At 31.6% G+C, this 19,949-nt stretch carries 22 protein-coding genes and 2 tRNA genes; 21 read left to right on the top strand and 3 right to left on the bottom strand.

Features of this window, described 5'->3' with window-relative positions; genetic code table 11:
- Nucleotides 1–69: 69 nt before the first annotated feature.
- Together LQ686_RS13125 and cls are read right to left on the bottom strand one after the other, a co-directional pair.
- On the bottom strand, nucleotides 70–768 hold the full coding sequence (locus LQ686_RS13125; RefSeq protein ID WP_107634104.1) for an HD domain-containing protein: 699 nt from the start codon (nucleotides 766–768) through the stop codon (nucleotides 70–72).
- A gap of 64 nt (nucleotides 769–832) precedes the next feature.
- The gene (gene cls / locus LQ686_RS13120) at nucleotides 833–2,314 is read right to left on the bottom strand and encodes a cardiolipin synthase (RefSeq protein WP_103361826.1); all 1,482 of its coding nucleotides are present in this window, start codon (nucleotides 2,312–2,314) and stop codon (nucleotides 833–835) included.
- Between the two features lie 151 nt (nucleotides 2,315–2,465).
- Between cls and LQ686_RS13115 the strand changes: the two genes are divergently transcribed.
- Nucleotides 2,466–2,669 carry a copper ion binding protein gene (locus tag LQ686_RS13115; protein ID WP_239733447.1) on the top strand — a complete coding sequence of 68 codons (204 nt, stop codon included), beginning with the start codon at nucleotides 2,466–2,468 and terminating at the stop codon, nucleotides 2,667–2,669.
- Nucleotides 2,670–2,810: 141 nt separating this feature from the next.
- Nucleotides 2,811–2,945 (top strand): Lmo0850 family protein, encoded by a 135-nt coding sequence (locus LQ686_RS13110; protein WP_224658879.1) that lies wholly within the window; start codon nucleotides 2,811–2,813, stop codon nucleotides 2,943–2,945.
- Nucleotides 2,946–2,992: 47 nt separating this feature from the next.
- Here the strand turns inward: LQ686_RS13110 and LQ686_RS13105 are convergent, their stop codons facing one another.
- On the bottom strand, nucleotides 2,993–4,192 hold the full coding sequence (locus tag LQ686_RS13105) for an FtsW/RodA/SpoVE family cell cycle protein (protein WP_239733446.1): 1,200 nt from the start codon (nucleotides 4,190–4,192) through the stop codon (nucleotides 2,993–2,995).
- A 180-nt stretch (nucleotides 4,193–4,372) separates the two neighbouring features.
- Here LQ686_RS13105 and LQ686_RS13100 point away from each other — a divergent pair, with 180 nt between their 5' ends.
- The 19 genes from LQ686_RS13100 (at nucleotide 4,373) to LQ686_RS13010 (ending at nucleotide 19,847) form a co-directional block, all read left to right on the top strand.
- Nucleotides 4,373–5,446, top strand: a complete 1,074-nt coding sequence (locus LQ686_RS13100) for a D-alanine--D-alanine ligase (RefSeq protein WP_037589765.1) — start codon at nucleotides 4,373–4,375, stop codon at nucleotides 5,444–5,446.
- 11 nt (nucleotides 5,447–5,457) lie between these two features.
- Nucleotides 5,458–6,807, top strand: coding sequence for a UDP-N-acetylmuramoyl-tripeptide--D-alanyl-D-alanine ligase (locus LQ686_RS13095; RefSeq protein WP_103361828.1), 1,350 nt, complete (start codon nucleotides 5,458–5,460; stop codon nucleotides 6,805–6,807).
- Nucleotides 6,804–7,484, top strand: coding sequence for an alpha/beta hydrolase (locus LQ686_RS13090; RefSeq protein ID WP_025904503.1), 681 nt, complete (start codon nucleotides 6,804–6,806; stop codon nucleotides 7,482–7,484). Before LQ686_RS13095 ends, LQ686_RS13090 begins: the two co-directional genes overlap by 4 nt.
- A 173-nt stretch (nucleotides 7,485–7,657) precedes the next feature.
- Nucleotides 7,658–9,187 (top strand): degradosome RNA helicase CshA, encoded by a 1,530-nt coding sequence (gene cshA / locus LQ686_RS13085; RefSeq protein WP_037589762.1) that lies wholly within the window; start codon nucleotides 7,658–7,660, stop codon nucleotides 9,185–9,187.
- Between the two features lie 90 nt (nucleotides 9,188–9,277).
- Entirely contained in the window at nucleotides 9,278–9,757 is a 480-nt protein-coding gene (locus tag LQ686_RS13080; protein ID WP_103361829.1) for a PH domain-containing protein, read from the top strand.
- Complete coding sequence (locus LQ686_RS13075; protein WP_107565853.1) at nucleotides 9,747–11,267, top strand: PH domain-containing protein; 1,521 nt, start codon at nucleotides 9,747–9,749, stop codon at nucleotides 11,265–11,267. Before LQ686_RS13080 ends, LQ686_RS13075 begins: the two co-directional genes overlap by 11 nt.
- Nucleotides 11,257–11,721, top strand: coding sequence for a PH domain-containing protein (locus tag LQ686_RS13070; protein ID WP_103361831.1), 465 nt, complete (start codon nucleotides 11,257–11,259; stop codon nucleotides 11,719–11,721). Before LQ686_RS13075 ends, LQ686_RS13070 begins: the two co-directional genes overlap by 11 nt.
- A 30-nt stretch (nucleotides 11,722–11,751) precedes the next feature.
- Nucleotides 11,752–12,114, top strand: coding sequence for a holo-ACP synthase (gene acpS, locus LQ686_RS13065; protein WP_103361832.1), 363 nt, complete (start codon nucleotides 11,752–11,754; stop codon nucleotides 12,112–12,114).
- 47 nt (nucleotides 12,115–12,161) lie between these two features.
- Nucleotides 12,162–13,310, top strand: a complete 1,149-nt coding sequence (gene alr / locus LQ686_RS13060; protein WP_107573085.1) for an alanine racemase — start codon at nucleotides 12,162–12,164, stop codon at nucleotides 13,308–13,310.
- Nucleotides 13,311–13,394: 84 nt separating this feature from the next.
- The gene (gene mazE / locus LQ686_RS13055) at nucleotides 13,395–13,562 is read left to right on the top strand and encodes a type II toxin-antitoxin system antitoxin MazE (protein WP_025904510.1); all 168 of its coding nucleotides are present in this window, start codon (nucleotides 13,395–13,397) and stop codon (nucleotides 13,560–13,562) included.
- Nucleotides 13,563–13,934: a type II toxin-antitoxin system PemK/MazF family toxin gene (locus LQ686_RS13050; RefSeq protein WP_025904511.1), complete on the top strand. Its 372-nt coding sequence runs from the start codon at nucleotides 13,563–13,565 to the stop codon at nucleotides 13,932–13,934.
- Between the two features lie 96 nt (nucleotides 13,935–14,030).
- The gene (locus tag LQ686_RS13045; RefSeq protein WP_107634105.1) at nucleotides 14,031–15,035 is read left to right on the top strand and encodes a PP2C family protein-serine/threonine phosphatase; all 1,005 of its coding nucleotides are present in this window, start codon (nucleotides 14,031–14,033) and stop codon (nucleotides 15,033–15,035) included.
- Nucleotides 15,036–15,139: 104 nt separating this feature from the next.
- Entirely contained in the window at nucleotides 15,140–15,463 is a 324-nt protein-coding gene (locus LQ686_RS13040) for an anti-sigma factor antagonist (RefSeq protein ID WP_025904513.1), read from the top strand.
- A 4-nt stretch (nucleotides 15,464–15,467) separates the two neighbouring features.
- On the top strand, nucleotides 15,468–15,944 hold the full coding sequence (gene rsbW / locus LQ686_RS13035) for an anti-sigma B factor RsbW (protein WP_025904514.1): 477 nt from the start codon (nucleotides 15,468–15,470) through the stop codon (nucleotides 15,942–15,944).
- The gene (sigB, locus tag LQ686_RS13030) at nucleotides 15,919–16,689 is read left to right on the top strand and encodes an RNA polymerase sigma factor SigB (RefSeq protein WP_025904515.1); all 771 of its coding nucleotides are present in this window, start codon (nucleotides 15,919–15,921) and stop codon (nucleotides 16,687–16,689) included. Before rsbW ends, sigB begins: the two co-directional genes overlap by 26 nt.
- A gap of 119 nt (nucleotides 16,690–16,808) precedes the next feature.
- Nucleotides 16,809–18,962 carry a Tex family protein gene (locus LQ686_RS13025; RefSeq protein ID WP_107565856.1) on the top strand — a complete coding sequence of 718 codons (2,154 nt, stop codon included), beginning with the start codon at nucleotides 16,809–16,811 and terminating at the stop codon, nucleotides 18,960–18,962.
- Nucleotides 18,952–19,398 (top strand): SprT family protein, encoded by a 447-nt coding sequence (locus tag LQ686_RS13020; protein WP_107565857.1) that lies wholly within the window; start codon nucleotides 18,952–18,954, stop codon nucleotides 19,396–19,398. Before LQ686_RS13025 ends, LQ686_RS13020 begins: the two co-directional genes overlap by 11 nt.
- Before the next feature lie 266 nt (nucleotides 19,399–19,664).
- Nucleotides 19,665–19,750: transfer RNA gene (locus tag LQ686_RS13015), tRNA-Leu, on the top strand.
- A gap of 23 nt (nucleotides 19,751–19,773) precedes the next feature.
- Nucleotides 19,774–19,847: transfer RNA gene (locus LQ686_RS13010), tRNA-Gly, on the top strand.
- Nucleotides 19,848–19,949 lie beyond the last annotated feature (102 nt).

Raw genomic sequence — 19,949 nt, 5'->3', positions numbered from 1 at the left:
CTCTTTTCATAGAAAAAACACCTCCGTATAAATTCATTTTAATATGAATTCAACGAAAGTGTTTTTATTTTACTCCCACATCCTGGGGTTAGTGCAATTGTGATTAGTTTGTTTTTTATTTACATCCCATTCTTGATAAAATTGTTCTAAAAAGTTTTCCATAAATAGATGACGTTCTTCAGCGATTTGTTTGCCTCGTTTAGTATTCATTAAATCTTTTAATAATAATAATTTTTCGTAAAAATGATTGATTGCCGTATTCGGTTCATCATGATATTGACCTTCTTGTAGATCATTTAAATTACGCGGTTGTTGAGAAGAAATATGCATAGGTTCTTTAAAATGACCAGCATATTGAAATGTTCTAGCTATTCCTATCGCACCAATCGCATCTATACGGTCTGCGTCTTGGACGATCTTTCCTGCTAAGCTTGTAAGTTTCCCTTCATTTTTACCACCGTTATAACTAACATACTTTAGAATATGGATAATCTCTGTTTGAATCGCTTCACTTAACTCCATGTCATTCATCCATTGATAAAGTTGTTGCCACGCTGTATCGGCATCTTTAAATAATTTCTTATCAACAGCATCGTGTAGTAAACTTGCTAATTCAACTACGAATAAATCCACGTCCTCAAACTGTGCAATATCTAGAGCATGATGTCTTACTCTTAAAATATGCTCAAAGTCATGACCAGTTGTATCGTTTTGATGTAATGTTCTAACATATGATTCTGCTTCTTTAATAATCTGTTCTTTATTCATATCTTTCTCCTTAAAAAAACAGGTAGAAAAGTTTGAACAATCATCTCTTCTACCTGTTTAGAATTTATAATAAAGGTGATAGTAAGCGTGCTATACCTTCTTTTAATTTAATCCACGTGCTTCTATTTTCATATCTTTCTACTGTTAATAATGATGAATGCGTCATATCATTCTCATAAGCTAATCGTGAATTCTTTGCGATTTCTTCGTCGTAAATAAAGGCATTAACTTCGAAGTTTAATACGAAGCTTCTATTATCCATGTTTGCTGTACCAATACTTACAACTTCATCATCTATAGCTACCATCTTCGTGTGTATAAAGCCTTTTTCGTATATATGAACTTTAACGCCAGCTTTAATTAATTCACCGACATTGGCAAATGTTGCCCAATAAACAAATGGGTGATCAGGTTTATTAGGAATCATCACATTAACATCTACACCTGATAGGGCAGCAATCTTAATCGCATCTAAAAATGATAAATCTGGAATAAAATATGGTGTTTGAATGTAAATATGCTTTTTAGCTTCAGATATCATTTTTAAATAACCATATTTGATTTGTTCCCATTCTTCATCGGGACCACTTGATGCAATTTGAATACCAACTTTACCGCCAGACTCAACATCAGGGAAGTATTTAGATTCATAGCGCATCTTGTCACGTGTAGATTGTGAGTTCCAGTCCAACATAAACCTAAGCTGTAATGCATTGACTGAGTCGCCTTCTAATTTTAAGTGCGTATCTCGCCAATAACCAAATTTTTTATCTAAACCTAAATATTCATCTCCGACATTAAAGCCACCTACGTAACCAACTTTTCCATCAATCACAACAATCTTTCTATGGTTACGATTGTTCATTCTAAAATTAATGAGAGGGAGTTTAGAAGGGAAGAAACTTGCAACTTCTCCACCTTGAGCTCTAAATTTCTTAAATGAAGATAAATTTAATTTACGTGAACCCATGTCGTCATATAACATTTTAACTTCTAAACCTTCTTGAAGTTTCTTTTCAAGTTCAAATAAAATCTTTTTACCTAAGTTATCCTTCTTAAAGATATAATATTGAATATGGATATATGACTCAGCTTTTCTAATATCTTCAATAAGTGCATCGAATTTATCATGTCCGTCTGTAAACATTTCAACTTTGTTATCAGTTGTTAAGAAAGCTGAGTTATTGTAAAGCAACATATGAATCAGATGCTTATAATTAGAAATCTCAGGCTTATCAATTTCGAAATTATTTTCATCAATTGCTTTGATTTGTTCATTTATGACGTGTTCAAGACCTATTTTATCTTGTTCATCTAAGTTGAAAATACTCTTTCTTTGAATTTGTCTCCCAAATAGTAGGTAAAGTATAAATCCTAATATCGGAACAAATAAAAGCACTAACAACCAAGCCCAAATCGCACCAGCTTCTCTTGGTTCTAAGAAAATGATAATAAATCCAAACACAACATTCAGAATAAATGCTGTAATAAGTAGCACTGATACTATGATGGAAAAATCAAATGAAAAATATGAGAAGTAGTTCATACCAATGCCTCCGTTTCTTTATCTTAAACTAGTATAATACATTTAAATTAAAATTGAAAAGGTTGTATTTGACCCTTCTAAAACATATGCATATAATGATTATGAAAAGGCATCAATTAAAATATCATTTAAATATATAGGAGTGTTATAAATGAAAGAACAAATCATTAATGTTGAAGGTATGTCTTGTGGACATTGCAAACAAGTAGTTGAGGAATCAGTAGGTCAATTAATCGGTGTTAAAGAAGTTGTCGCTAGTCCGGATGATAATCAAGTACGTGTCGTATACGAAGATCCTGCAAGTATCGATAATATTGAAAATGCTATTTTCGATGCTGGATATGAAGTTGTTTAAGATATCATTCATATAATTATTATAAAAAAATAACAAATTAAACAAAAAAATAACAATATAGGCCGAATGAACTATAGTCAAACTACTTAATTTAGAGTAGAATGAACTTAAGGTAATTAAATTGAATAAGAGGTGGTACCCATGAATCAACCTAAGTCAAAGGTAAAGAATGTGGTCAAACTTTTATCATCATTAGGCGTAAACATAACAGAAACTAAGTCACGAATAGAAATAATGCGTAGTTTGCCGAATGTCGCAACTAACAAGTTGAAATAAATTGGTAAACTAAAAAACCGCGTCCTCAAATTGAGGATGCGGTTTTTTTATATGTCGGCTTTTTGGTCGGATTCTGTAAATTTCTCTTTTTCGTGGTAATAGATAGATAGTAATATACCGACACCTGCCATTAATGACCATAAAGCTGATCCACCATAACTTATAAATGGTAATGGGATACCTGTGATAGGTAGTAGTTGAATAGTCATACCGATATTTTGTACAACGTGGAATAGTACGAATGATAAATATCCGATTATAAATACAACATTAAAAGGATTACGTGTCGTAGTAGCCATTCTAATTAAGTGTATGAATAACGCTAAGAAAATAATCAGTACAGCCATCGTTCCAATAAATCCAAATTCTTCACCAATAATTGAAAAAATAAAATCGGTATGGTTCTCAGGAATATAAACTTCACCGTTATTTAAACCTTTACCAAATATTTGACCAGAACCAATGGCTTTTAATGATTCTGTTAAATGGTATCCGTCACCTGAACTGTATGCATATGGATCTAGCCAAGAGTTAATACGTCCTAATTGATACGTCTTAATACCTGAAACTTTCTCAATCACACTTGGTTTAAAAATCATTAATAAAATGATACTTGAACCAATACCGAATAAAGCGATGAATGCTGGTGCGAGTATTCTCCATGTCACGCCAGAAACAACAACGATACCAAGAATAATCGCAATTAATACGAGTGTTGTTCCTAAATCATTTTGCAAAAGTATTAATAACATTGGTATTAATGAAGTTAAACCAATTTTTAGTAATAAATTAAAGTCTCTTGATAAAGATTTGTTGTAAGTAAATCTATTATGTTGATAGATAACGTTAGCTAGCGCAATAATTAAAATGATTTTCATAAACTCAGATGGTTGGATACTGATAGGTCCTAGTCTATACCAACTTTTAGCACCATTAATAATAGGTGTAAAGCTAGATTCAGGCAGGATTAATAGTCCAACTAATGATAAGTTTCCAATTATGTATATAATCCAAACATATTTTCTTAGTGTCTTTGGAGATATGAACATTAAGGCAATGGATAAAATAAAACCAAGCACATAGTATAAAACTTGTTTAATTAAAAAGTTTGTTTCATATTGTCCGCCAGACATTGCAGAATTGATTATTAAACAACTCGTTCCAAATAAGATAAGAATAATCGTAATTAATCGCCAATCTATTCTTTCTAGAAACGATTTATTTAATGTACGAGTAGAAGTTTCCATTAAAAGACTCCTTTAATTAACACTAAATTTCATAATTTTCATTATAACTTGATTGTACATAAAGTGATACATTTTTGCTATTCAGAAAAGCGTTATTTTTAAAATAGTCATGTTGATACGTGCAACAATAGCTAAAAACATGATAAAATATAGGCTAATAATCTACTTGGAGGCTTATATATGTCTAAAAAAAATATTTGCATTATATATGGTGGGAAAAGTGCAGAGCACGATGTATCAATTTTAACGGCTCAAAATGTGATCAATGCAGTTGATCTATCTAAATACATAATTGATATCATTTATATTACAAATGATGGGGATTGGATTAAAAGCGACCAATCTATCGATGGAAAAGTCGAAGATATTGAACAATTAAAATTATCAAGTGAATCATTAACACCAATATCTAAATTATTAGAAGCGAGTAATGATGGCAACGCATATAGCGCAGTATTTCCATTATTACACGGTCCAAACGGTGAAGACGGTACAATTCAAGGTTTATTTGAAGTATTGGATATTCCTTATGTTGGTAATGGTGTGCTTGCAGCATCAAGTTCAATGGATAAATTAGTGATGAAACATTTATTCGCTCACAGAGGATTACCTCAATTACCATATGTAAGTTTCTTAAAAAGTGAATACGAGAAATATGAACATAATATAGTGGAGCTTATACAAAATAAACTTGAATATCCTGTGTTCGTTAAACCAGCAAATTTAGGTTCAAGTGTTGGAATTAGTAAATGTACGAATAAAGAAGAATTAATTTCTGGTATTGAAGAAGCATTTCAATTTGACCGTAAACTTGTTATCGAACAAGGTGTTGATGCAAGAGAAATTGAAGTAGCCGTATTAGGTAATGATTACCCAGAAACAACTTTACCTGGTGAAGTTATTAAAGATGTACAATTTTATGATTATAAATCTAAATATAAAGATGGCAAAGTTAAACTTCAAATACCTGCTGATGTAGATGAAGAAACAGCAACAACTTTAAGAAATATGGCTATTGAAGCTTTTAAAGCAACAGATTGTTCTGGATTGGTAAGAGCAGACTTCTTCTTAACAGAAGATAATACAATTTATATTAATGAAACAAATGCAATGCCAGGATTTACACAATACAGCATGTATCCATTATTATGGGAGAACATGAACTTAAGCTATACAGAGCTTATAACTAAGTTAATTGAACTTGCTATTGAACGATACGATAACAAGAAGAATATCAAATATAAAATTGACTGAGGGTAAATAGAATGAATATTAATTTACGTAAAATTAAAGAATGGATTGATTGTGACATTCAAGACGAATACCTTGATGTCGTTGTTCAAGGTACATGTATAGACTCAAGAAAAATTGCTAAATCAAATTTGTTTATACCATTTAAAGGTGAAAATGTAGATGGTCATAAATTTGTACGTCAAACACTTGATGATGGTGCAGGTGCATCATTTTGGCAAAAAGATGTACCAAATCCGCCAGAAGGACCCATTATTTTTGTTGATGACACTTTAGCAGCATTACAAAGTTTAGCTAAAGTATATTTGAAATATGTAAATCCTAAAGTTGTCGCAATTACAGGTTCAAATGGTAAAACGACAACTAAAGATATGGTTGAATGTGTATTGAATAAATCATTTAAAGTTAAGAAGACACAAGGAAATTATAATAATGAAATTGGTTGTCCATTGACGATACTCGACTTGGATGAAGATACTGAAGTATCCATTCTAGAAATGGGTATGAGTGGTTTTGGTGAAATTAGTGAATTAACACATTTAGCTGAACCTGATGTTGCCATTATCACGAATATTGGTGAGTCTCATATGCAAGATTTAGGTTCTAGAGAAGGTATTGCAAAAGCCAAATTTGAAATTACAGAAGGTCTTAAAGATAAAGGACTATTCATATACGATGGTGATGAGCCATTACTTAAACCTTTCGTATCTGAAATGAAACATGACAAACTATCTGTAGGGGTAGCGAATGATAATGATGTGATTATTAAAACGAATCAATCATCAAGTCATGGCATCAATTTTCAATTGAATAATAGTCATTTCATTTATCATTTAAATATATTAGGTGAACACAATGTTAAAAATGCCACATATGCAATTCAAGTGGCTAAACATTTAGGTGTAACGGAAGATGTTATTCAAAGTTCTCTAGATGATCTTGTATTAACGGATATGCGCATGCAAAGAATTGAAACTGACCAATATGGTTTACTCATTAATGATGCATATAATGCAAGTCCAACAAGTATGAAAGCAGCAATTGATACACTGCATAATATGGAACAATCGGATAAGACACTTATTCTTGCGGATGTATTAGAATTAGGTGAAATGAGTCAAGAGATGCATGAGCAAGTTGGCTATTATTTAGAACATAAAGCTATACAAACGTTAATCACATATGGTGAAGAAGCGGCTCATATATCAAATATTGCGAAAGCATATATACCTGAAACTTATCACTTTGAGCATAAAGAGGAAATCACAGACTATTTAAAAAATCAATTAAATGAAGACTCTATCACTTTGTTTAAAGGTTCTAGAGGTATGTCACTCGAAACGATTATTAACGCGCTTACATGAAAGTAGGTATCTTGTTTTTACATGGTTATACAGGTGGTCGTTATGAGTTATTACCATTAATTGAATATTTGAGTAGTCGCTATGATTTTATACTTGAAGCGCCGGAATACCCAGGACATGGCTTGAATTTATTGATTAAAGATACAAATGAAGATATGTGGTTTGAGAGAGCGAAACAATCTTATGAAATATTAAGAAAGAAATCAGATAAAGTCATTGTGATAGGATTTTCAATGGGTGGCATTATTGCAGGTTTGTTAGCTAAAATTAAACAACCCGATCAATTAGTGTTAATTGCACCAGCTTTTGAAAATATTAATATACAATACTTGGTTAAGTCACCATATGCATTTATCAATAATATGAGATATGCAGATTTGAAGATTCTTGATTTTATGGTGAGACGTACAATCAAAATAAACTATAAATCATTTGTGGCATTTAAAAAATTACAGCAAAGTGCGCTATATGTTCCAGAACAAATAACAGCGAAAACGTTAATCATTCATGGCACAATAGATGGTCTTGTTCCAATTGAGAAATCGAGAAACTTAGTGAAGAGAATAAAGCATGCACGTCTAGTTGAAATTGATAAAGGACCACATGAAATTTGTTTATCAAAAGTAAATTATAAAGTTTTTTATGAAGTTGAAAAATTTATATTTAAAAATAAATAAAGAAGTGAAACTGTACTAAATCCCTTTTTAGTGCAGTTTTTTTATGTTTTTGTCTATGAAAATTAAATGTAAACGACGATTTAATCGCATTGCGCTATTGGTAAAAGGGTGGTAGTATATAGAAGTTGAATAAAAAAGACGAGATGAATTAACTATATAAAAGGAGAATTATTTTGCAAAAATTTAAAGAATTAGGTATTTCTGAAGCTACCTTAAACGCTTTGGACAAAATGGGATTTACTGAACCAACACCAATACAAATCGAAAGTATTCCACATACATTACAAGGTACGGACGTGCTAGGACAAGCACAAACTGGAACAGGAAAAACTGGTGCATTTGGTATTCCATTAATTGATAAAGTAGCAGATAAACAAGGTGTACAAGCATTGATTCTTGCACCAACACGTGAATTAGCAAACCAAGTGGCAGAGCAATTACGTAGTTTCAGTAAAGGACAAAACGTAAGTGTCGTAACTGTATTCGGTGGTATGCCAATAGACAGACAAATCAAATCACTTAAAAAAGGTCCACAAATCGTAGTAGGTACACCAGGACGTGTGATTGACCACTTAAATAGAAGAACATTAAAAACAGAATCAATTTCTACATTGATCTTAGATGAAGCAGATGAAATGATGAACATGGGCTTTATAGATGATATGAGATTTATAATGTCTAAACTTCCATCTGAAAATCGTCAAACATTACTATTCTCAGCAACAATGCCAAAAGCTATTCAAGAATTAGTTCAAAAATTCATGAAGAGTCCAAAAATTGTTAAAACAATGTCTAACGAATTGTCAGATCCACAAATTGATGAATTCTACACAATCGTTAAAGAATTAGAAAAATTCGAGACATTTACGAATTTATTAGATGTTCAAAATCCTGAATTAGCAATTGTATTCGGTCGTACGAAACGTCGTGTTGATGAATTAACAAGTGCTTTAATCACTAAAGGATACCGTGCTGAAGGTTTACACGGTGACATTACACAAGCTAAACGTTTAGAAGTATTGAAAAAATTCAAAAATGATCAAATCGATATTTTAGTAGCTACAGATGTTGCAGCTCGTGGATTAGATATTTCTGGCGTAAGTCACGTTTATAACTTTGATATCCCTCAAGATACTGAAAGTTATACACACCGTATTGGTCGTACAGGTAGAGCGGGTAAACAAGGTGTTGCCGTTACATTTGTAAATCCAATCGAAATGGATTATATCCGTCAAATCGAAAAAGCTAATAAACGTCAAATGAGCGCTTTACGTCCACCAACACCTGGTGAAGTTATGAAAGCGAAAGAATCAGATGTTAAAGATAAAGTTAAAGGTTGGGTAGAAAGTCCAATCGAAGGTCGCATTGAAAAAATTGCTGAATCATTAATTAAAGAATACGGTGACCAAAAATTAGTTGCTGCATTATTACAAGAATTAATTACTTCTAACAACGATGCAGAAATTCAATTAACATTTGAAAAACCATTATCTAAAAAGTCTAATCATAGAGGCAAACAAGGTAACCGTGGTGGTAACTCACGTGGTAAATCTAGAACTAGATTTGATGGTAAAAACAACAAACGTCGCGGTAATGATAAAAACAATCAATTTGACCGTAACAAAGGTAAAAACAATAAACCAAACAAACAACGTTCAAAAAAACAATTCTCAGGTAGAACATTTGCTGAGCATTCAAAATAAAAACTAAACAAGAAGTGTGTGTAATCTCTAAGGTTACGCACACTTTTTTTATGATATAATACACGTAAATTGAACGATAGAGGAGATTATATGTATAAACCAATACTCGAACACAAAATGCCAAAACAGTCTATAAAATATGAGTATGTAAATCATATTATAAATGTCATAGTTATCTTAGTTTTGTACAGTGTATTTGTATTTTTATGGCATAAATATGATTGGTGGACATTTCTCATTTATATTGTGACACCGATTGCGCTGTTGATCATTGCGATAGGATTTATAAGTCCGATCATACGACTTAAAAGAACATCTTTTGAAATTGGAGAACGGTATATTGAAGTACAAAGCGGGCTTTATTATCAAAAAAGATTTGTACAACCATATGACAGAATACAATATGTAACGATAAAGCACGGACCAATTTCAAGATTGTTTAACATTTACTTTGTCGTTGTTGTAACAGCAGGTAATTTAGAAGTGTTACCAATGGTCAACCGAGTGATAGCTGACCAAACGAGATTAAATATCATGACTAAGGTTAAAGAGGTGACTGATGATGTTTGATCCTCAAAAATTACATCCAATATCTTATGTTAGTGGCTTTTTAGCCAGTTTAAAAGAAAATGTATTTCCATTAATAATCGCTGTGTTTATTGTTGTAACACGCGGACTTGATAATTTTTGGGACCTTACATTTCCAATTGTTCTATTAATTTTTTCACTTATAAGTAGTATTTTTAAAGCAATTAAGATTTACAATACACGTTATTGGATAGAGAATGATCAATTGATTATGACTTGGGGTGTCTTTTCAAAAAATCGTAAAGAGTTAAATATTGAAAGGATTCAGTCTGTTGATACTTCTCAAAATATTGTACATCAGTTGTTAGGTGGCGTGAGTTTAAGTATTAAAACACCGAGTGATGGTATTGAATTAGATACGATTACGAAGTCACAAAGTGATAGTCTTTCAAAATATTTAAAAGAAAGAAAATATGCTATTAAAAATAAAGAGCAAAGCGAAGATGAGTTAAACGAGGAACATGGAACGTCGTCTGATTCTGATCAACGTGATGTTATTAATGAAAAAGAAGAAGTCGTGTTCTTTAGATTATCTACTAAAGATTTATTGAAGATGAGTTTTACAAGTGGTGGCATTTTGATTGTATTTGCGGCACTTGGCTCATTACTTGGATTTTTCACACAAATAATCGATATCGAGGATTATATCAGTCCACTGATTAATCAAGTTGTTAATTTAACATTTGTTATCATATCAATTACACTTTTATTTATTATATTGAGTTATGTCGTTGGATCACTTATTGTATTTATTAAAAATTATAAATATCAATTAACATTTGATGGGGAACTTTTAACGGTTAAATATGGTTTGTTAACTGTTCAAAAGCGTACCGTTCCAATTAGAAGAATACAAGCATTAAAAGAAGAAGAATCTATATTCAGAAGAGTGATCGGATATACTAAAATATCAGCGATAATTACTTCAGATGGACATTTTGAAAATGGAGAAGATACTGATGTAGGAACTGTTACAATCTTGCCATTTATGAAGAAGAAAGAAGCATATCAATTACTTGAAGATATTATTCCACAATTTCAGTTTCATTCCGTTAAAAAAGGCTTACCTAAACAAGGTATTCGTAGAAGAGTGTTCATCCCGACGATTATTCTATTGTTAATAGTGATACCTATCCAAATATATTTATGGTCTTATACTTGGATGATCGGATTAGTAATATTCTTGGTTATGATATTTTATGCAAGTATCATTACGTTGAAATCTGGATATAAAATTTATGACGACTCAATTGTCATACTGAATGCAACACCGTTTGAATATACAACAATTTGGGCGAATAGAAATAAGATTTTAACTTTTGAATTACATGAAAATCCAATTATTAAACGTAAAGATATTGCACATTTCACAATTCAAATAGCATATGGAAATGGTATGTTGTCTAAAGGATTAAGATTTATTAATAAACAAGATACGTTAAATATTTATAAATGGTATAAAGATAAAGGAGGTCACGTAGATGCTTCCTAGATATAGAATGGATAAAAAGGGAATGGTCGTTGAACGTATTGGATCGCTCATTACAATTTCAATACTCATCATCATATTAATCGTCATGGCAGTAATTTTTAATTTATGGTGGACGACAGCTTCAAAATGGTTTCTGCTTATTCCCGTAGTGCTTATCTTTGTAATAGCAATATATGGTTTAATCATCCAGCCTTATTACATGTATAGAAATTTCAGGTATGAAATTAATGATGATGAAATAAACATTAAATCAGGAATTTTTATGATTAGAGAAACAACGATACCTATGGGTAGAATTCAAAATGTTGATTTATATGAAGGATTCATAATGAGAAAGTTTAACCTGGCTAATATTACGTTGTCTACAGCTGGAGGGAATCGAATGATTCAATATTTAAATAAAGAAAAGGCAAATCGTATTAAACACGCAATACAAAATAGAATTGAAAAATGATTTTAATCAGTGAAAATGAAGGTGTTAACGATGATTCAAGGTGTCGGCATAGATTTAGTCGAAATAGAACGTATACAAGATTGGTATACGAAACGACCAGAAATGGTTAATAAAATTTTAACAAAAGATGAAATAAATATTTTTAGCAAAATTAAATTAGAATCGAGAAAAATCGAATTTATCGCTGGTAGATTTGCTGTGAAGGAAGCATTTAGTAAAGCGATGGGTACAGGTATTGGTAAAAAATACGGCTTTCATTCGATTAATTGTTTACCAGATGAAAATGGGAAACCAGAAATAATATGCGAAGGATACCGTGTTCATCCGTCCATTACACACACAAAACATTATGCAGAAGCTATTGTGATTATAGAAAATATTAAGCAAGATTGATTTCTATATGATAAAATACAAATATTATAAGAGGAGGTGCCTTGCTGTTGTCCGAAAAATATTATAGGCCAACTTATATCAACGTCGATTTAAAGGCAATACTAGAAAATTATCAAGCAGTAGGAAGACTTCATCCAAATAAGAAGATTATGGCAGTCGTTAAGGCAAATGGATACGGATTAGGAAGTGTACCAATTGCGACTTACTTAATGAATGAAGGTGTAGACTTCTTTGCAGTTGCGACATTAGATGAAGCAATTGAATTAAGAATGCATGGTATTAAAGCTAAAATATTAGTACTCGGCGTTATTAATACTAAAGATATTAATAAAGCTGTTCAACATAGAGTTGCATTAACCGTTCCGTCAGAACAATGGTTAGATGATGCAATAGAATCAATAGATGATGATTCTGATAAACCTTTATGGATGCACGTAAAAATAGATACAGGCATGGGTAGAATTGGATTAAAAGATATTGAAACTTACCAACATGTCGTTCACAAAATAGAACAGCATGAACGCCTTATATTTGAAGGTGTATATACGCACTTTGCTTCTGCAGACGAACCAAATGATTTTTCTAAAAAGCAATATGAATTATTTGAAGAATTTGTAGAGTCTTCTCAAACACCTGAATATATACATGCTCAAAATTCAGCAGGTGCTTTAAGATATGATGCATCTATTTGTACAGCTGTTAGATTTGGTATTTCATTATATGGATATTATCCATCAAAATATATTCAAGAAATTTCTAATTTAAAATTAAAGCCTTCTGCGCAATTAGTAACAGAAGTTGTTCAAACTAAATATTTAGAACCTGGGGAAACAGTGAGTTATGGTGCAACATTTACTGCTGGTGAACGTATTAAAGTGGCCACATTACCAATAGGTTATGCAGATGGTTACTTAAGAAAGATGCAAGACACACTCGTGAATGTAAATGGTGTGAATTGTCCCGTCATAGGTAGAGTATGTATGGATCAAACGATGATTAAAGTGCCAGATGATGTTCAAACAGGTGATAAAGTCATTCTCATGGATAATGATGTTGATTCAGAACAATCAGCAGAAAAGATTGCTGAAGCGCAAGATACCATTAATTATGAAGTACTTTGTAACTTGAAAAAGAGATTACCACGTATTTATCATGACGATGAAAATGTTGAAATTACGAACGAATTATTAAAATAGCATAGTCAAATAGAGTTACATTTGTTATGATATTAATAACTTAATCAACAAAATTTACATTTATTTTATCTGGAGGTATTTGTTATGACATCTTTAACGCAAAATCGTACACAAAGTTTAGAACAAACACTGAAAGAAGGCTACCGTTCAATGGCCGATTTAAATCTCTCCCTTGCATCTGAAGCATACTATTGTGAATGTGAAGCTTGTGATTCAAATGAATCGCATATAGCCTCTCAGCAAGGTGAATAAATGAGAAGAGGAGATGTATATCTCGCAGATCTTTCACCAGTTACAGGTTCTGAACAAGGGGGAACAAGACCAGTCGTTATTATCCAGAATGATACAGGTAATCGATACAGCCCGACTGTGATTGTTGCAGCAATTACTGGTAAGATAAATAAAGCCAAAATTCCCACTCATGTAGAAATTGAGGCAGCGAAATATAAACTAGACAGAGATTCCGTAATTTTGCTTGAACAAATCAGAACTATTGATAAAAAACGCTTAAAAGAAAAATTAACATATTTATCTGATGCAAAGATGAAAGAGGTCGATACTGCAATTGCCATCAGCCTCAATCTTACTTTGCAACAAAAATTTGATACATTAGGTAATACATAATGAAATTGTTTTAAAAGAATCAATATTACTTTAAAACGTCTTCCGCTTTAGGATTAACCTAAAGCTTTTTTAGTATATTTGAAACGAGGTGACTTCGTGTCAGAACAAAAGAAACAACAGTATCTTCAATTATTACTTGATTATGTTCAAACAAATGATGACGCAATTTTATCATCTTGCCAAACATTTTCAACTGAAGCCATTGAAGATAATGTTTCACCAGAGGAGATAGTACAATTACATGTAAATATTATGGAACAGGAACCAGAACTGACTAAAGAACAAATCATTCGTTCATTTGATGTTCTTTTAGAAGTCATGATAGGCTATGGCTTTACATACCGTGATTATAAGAAGTTATTAAATAAGATTAAAATTCATGATAAAGAAATGGAAGTTGCGTCTAGTTTGCAACAAACGATGCTAAAGCCTAAAATCCCTCAATTTGATAGTATTCAAATTGGGGCAATTTCCGTTCCAGCACAAAAAGTTAGTGGAGATTATTTTAATTTAATTGATCACAATGACGGAACAATGAGTTTTGCAGTAGCAGATGTTATCGGTAAAGGTATACCGGCAGCATTAGCGATGAGTATGATTAAATTTGGCATGGATTCTTACGGTCATTCGCAATTACCGAGTGACGGTTTGAAACGTTTGAATCGAGTTGTAGAAAAGAACGTTAATCAAAATATGTTTGTAACAATGTTCTATGGTCTATATGAAGAAATAAATAATATGCTTTATTATAGTTCTGCAGGCCACGAACCAGGGTACATATATAGAAGTCAGACTGGAGAATTTAAAGAAATGTCTGAACGAGGCATTGTACTTGGTGTTAATAAACATACACGTTATAAGCAAAGTGAAATAAAAATAGAATTACAAGATATGATTATCGTGTTTACTGACGGTGTAACAGAACTGCGCAATCAACAAAATGAATTTATCAAAACGACAGATTTATTAAGTATGATTGATGAGTATAAACAACTACATCCGCAAGACATTGTCCAAATCTTATATGAAGAGCTTGTTAAACTACAGAATCCAAATAAAAGAGATGATTTAACGATATTAATTGTTAAAAGAGTTAAATAGTTGTAAGTTAAAAATATTTAAGATGTGTTAAATAAGATTAAACATTTTAAAAACGGGTAAAAATAAATGATGAAAGTCTAATACATTTAGGGGTGTAACAAGGAATGAATCTTAACATTGAAACTACTGAACATGAAAATTACTATGAAATTAAAGTTGGCGGAGAACTGGATGTGTACACTGCGCCTCAACTTCAAGACGTATTACAACCGATTAGACAAAAAGGAACACATGATATACATGTTAATTTGGAGAACGTAAGTTATATGGATTCTACTGGTTTAGGTTTATTTGTTGGCACATTAAAATCACTCAATGAACATGATAAATCACTATATGTGCTTGGTGTATCTGATAGAATTGAGAGATTATTTGATATTACAGGACTTAAAGAATTAATGCATGTCAACAAAGGAACGGAGGTATAATGAGATGACATCTAACTATGATTATATAGAGATGAGATTCCCTGCAGCTCCAGAATATGTTGGACTTGTCAGATTAACATTATCTGGCGTGTTTAATAGAGCTGGTGCTTCATATGAAGATATTGAAGATTCAAAAATTGCAGTGTCAGAAGCGGTAACAAATGCAGTGAAACACGCATATAGTGATAAAGTTGAAGGTGAAATATTAATAGGTTACCTTGTATTTGAAGATAAAATAGAAATCATTGTATCAGATTCAGGTAAAAGCTTTAATTATGAAGAAGCTAAAAAAGTGCTTGGACCATACCAAGAAAGTGATAATATCAATTTCTTGAGACAAGGTGGATTAGGACTATTTCTTATTGAGTCATTAATGGATGAAGTAAGTGTCCAAAAAGATGCTGGTGTTACAATAAGTATGACAAAGTATTTATCTAAAGAGCAGGTGCAAACACATGACGGAAGAGTCCAAAGTTTATAATGAAGTTTCTCCAGAAGACATTAATGCTTGGATAGCAGATTACCAAGAAAATGATAATAGTGAAGCTCAAGAAAAGCTAGTATTACATTATCAGAAATTAGTAGAATCTTTAGCATATAAATATTCTAAAGGCCAAGCACATCATGAAGATCTTGTTCAAGTTGGTATGGTTGGTTTATTAGGTGCTATAAAAAGATTCGATGTTTCATTTGAAAGAAAGTTTGAAGCATTTTTAGTTCCAACTGTAATTGGTGAGATAAAGAGATATTTAAGAGATAAAACTTGGAGTGTACATGTACCTAGACGTATTAAAGAAATTGGCCCTAAAATAAAAAAGGCAAATGAAGAATTGACCAATGAATTAGGAAGGTCACCTAAAATTATTGAAATTGCAAATAGACTAGAAGTAACAGAAGAAGATGTCCTAGAAGCAATGGAAATGGGTCAAAGTTATAATGCCTTAAGTGTTGACCATTCTATCGAAGCGGATAAAGACGGATCGACCGTTACGTTGTTGGATATTATGGGAGAATCAGAAGAAGGTTATGATTTAACTGAAAAAAGAATGATATTAGAAAAAATTCTGCCTATTTTAACGGATAGAGAAAGAGAAATAATTCAATACACCTTTATTTCGGGCTTAAGTCAAAAAGAGACCGGAGAAAAAATAGGTCTCAGTCAAATGCATGTTTCAAGACTTCAAAGAACAGCAATAAAGAAATTAAAAGAAGCTGCAATGAAATAAATAATATATTAGTAGAGCCAGAAACATTTCAAATGTTTCTGGCTTTCTTATTTCAAAATCAAAAATGGTTATATTCTATTTATGTTAAAATAAAATATAACCATTTTTAGGAGGCAATTATGAATCAAGAACTAATAGAAATCATAAAGAAAAATCATCCTTTTACAGAAAAACAAATTAAAACTGTACTAGAATTACTAGAAGATAAGAATACCGTGCCTTTTATAGCAAGATATAGAAAAGAATTAACTGGTGGTCTTGATGAAGTTGAAATTAAACAAATTGAAAATGAATATACATATGCACTTAACTTGCATAATAGAAAAGAAGAAGTCATTAGATTAATTGATGAACAAGGTTTATTAACAGAAGACTTAAAAAATGATATTTTAAAACAAACAAAATTACAAAGAATAGAAGATTTATATCGACCATTTAAGAAAAAGAAAAAAACAAGAGCTACAGAAGCAAAACGAAAAGGTTTAGAACCTTTAGCTAAATGGATACTTGAAGGTACTTCTAATATTGATTTAGTAGAAGAAGCTTCAAAATATATTACTGAAGAAGTTACATCTCATGAAGCTGCCATTAAAGGTGCACAAGATATTATAGCTGAAATGATTTCAGATGAGCCAAAATACCGTAAATACATTTTAAATAGTGTTGAAAGACAAGGTAAATTAGTGACTGAGAAGAAAAAGAAAGCTGAAGATGAGAAAAATATTTTTGAAATGTACTATACATATGAAGAACCAATTAAGAAAATAGTACCTCATAGAGTTCTAGCTATTAACCGTGGAGAATCAGAAGGTATATTGAAAGTAGGATTCGAAATAGATACTGCTTCATTAGAAAGTTATTTAACAACTCAATTTGTGAAAAAAGAACATAAACATATTGAAGTGATTAAAGAAGCCATTCAAGATAGCTTGAAAAGATTAATCTTACCTTCTATTGAAAGAGAGATTAGAAGTGAATTAACACAAAAAGCTGAAGAACATGCAATTGAGATCTTCTCTGAGAATTTAAAAAACCTTTTATTGCAAGCACCATTAAAAGGTAAAAAAATACTAGGACTAGATCCAGCATACAGAACGGGTTGTAAGTTGGCTGTTATTAATGAATATGGCTCATTTGTTGATAAAAATGTGATATATCCTCATCCTCCAGTATCTAAAACTGATCAAGCGGAAAAGATATTTGTAGATATGATCAAGAAACATAATATTGAATTAGTTGCGATTGGTAACGGAACGGCAAGTAGAGAATCAGAACAATTTGTAGCTGAAATGATTAAAAAGCATGACTTACCTTGCCAATTTGTGATCGTTAACGAGGCGGGTGCTTCGGTTTATTCAGCTTCAGATATAGCTAGAGAAGAATTTCCTGATTTTAAAGTTGAAGAGAGAAGTGCTGTATCTATAGGTAGACGTGTACAAGATCCATTAAGTGAACTTGTTAAAATAGATCCTAAATCAATCGGTGTCGGTCAATATCAACATGATGTAAATCAAAAAGCACTAAGTGAAACTTTAAAATTCGTTGTGGAAACTGCCGTTAACCAAGTTGGTGTTGATGTGAACACTGCATCTCCATCGTTACTAAGTTATGTATCTGGTCTTAGCAATACAGTTGCAAATAACATTATTAAATTCAGAGAAGAAAAAGGTGTTATAACACATCATTCAGAAATAGCTAAAGTTCCAAGATTAGGTAATAAAACATTTGAACAAAGTATTGGATTTTTAAGAATACTAGATGGAAGCGAACCACTTGATAAAACCGCTATTCACCCTGAAAGTTATGAAGCGGCTTATGCGTTAATTCAACATGTTGGTTTACAAAAAGAAGATATTGGTTCAGATGTATTAAAAGAAAAACTAAATAAATTAGATATACAAGATACAAGTGAAAATTTAAATATAGGTATACCGACACTTGAAGATATCATTGCTTCTTTAATAGCACCTTTAAGAGATCCACGAGATGAATTCGAAACACCAATTTTAAAGTCAGATGTTCTTTCTATGGAAGACTTGAAACCAAATATGGCTTTAAGTGGTACAGTACGAAATGTAGTAGACTTTGGTGCGTTTGTAGATATAGGTGTAAAACAAGATGGTCTTGTTCATATTTCTAAATTATCTAAAGGATATGTTAAGCATCCTATGAATATTGTAAGTGTAGGAGATATAGTTGATGTTTGGGTATTAGATGTAAACCAAGATAAACAAAAAGTATCATTAACTATGATAGACCCTAATGGACAATAAGACACTTCAAGAACTTGTGTCTAATATATCAATGGAATATTTTAATAAGCCTTTTAAACACAATGCAGTATTTAACAAAAGGTTAAGAACAACTGGTGGAAGGTATCTATTAAAAAGTCATGATATAGAAATTAATCCGAAACAATATGAACATTTTGGTGTTGAAGCACTAATAGATATTATTAAACATGAACTTTGTCATTATCATTTACATATAGAGGGTAAAGGATATCAGCATAAAGACAAAGCTTTTAAAGATTTAAGTAACGAAGTAGGTGCACCACGATTTTGTAAAGCCGTTCAAAGTTATAAAGAACGTGCTAACTATTTATATCAATGTGGGCAATGTAAAACAGAATTCAAACGTATTAAACGTGTTAATACACGTAAATATAGATGTGGACGATGTGGTGGAAAGTTAAAAAATATAACATAAAGAATAATTGGGAAAGTACTACACTAAAAATATGCGAGTGTAGTACTTTTTATTTAAATTTTTAATAAAAAAGCATTGACGAAATAATAGATCCAGCGTATTATAGTTAATGTTGCTTGAACGAAACGTAACAAATAATAAGACAAGTTATTCAATGTAAAATTACATTGAAAAGTTAAACATTTGTATTGACTTTGTAAACTTAATGTAATATACTTAATGACAGTAACTTAAATAACAAATTGATTGAGTACTGCAAACCATGCGCGGTCGTGGCGGAATGGCAGACGCGCTAGGTTGAGGGCCTAGTGGGAGAAATCCCGTGGAGGTTCAAGTCCTCTCGGCCGCACCATTCATCAATTTTAATATAGCTAAGCGGGTGTAGTTTAGTGGTAAAACCTCAGCCTTCCAAGCTGATGTTGTCGGTTCGATTCCGATCACCCGCTCCAAATTGTTTTATAATGAACATTGAAAACTGAATGACAATATGTCAACGTTAATTCCAATAATTGAGTACTGAAAGTACTTCAGAGTGATTGGCTTAACCAATC

It is taken from the genome of Mammaliicoccus sp. J-M41 (assembly GCF_022385935.1).
Classification (GTDB): Bacteria; Bacillota; Bacilli; order Staphylococcales; family Staphylococcaceae; genus Mammaliicoccus; species Mammaliicoccus sciuri_A.
This window is presented reverse-complemented; position numbering and strand designations above follow the sequence as displayed.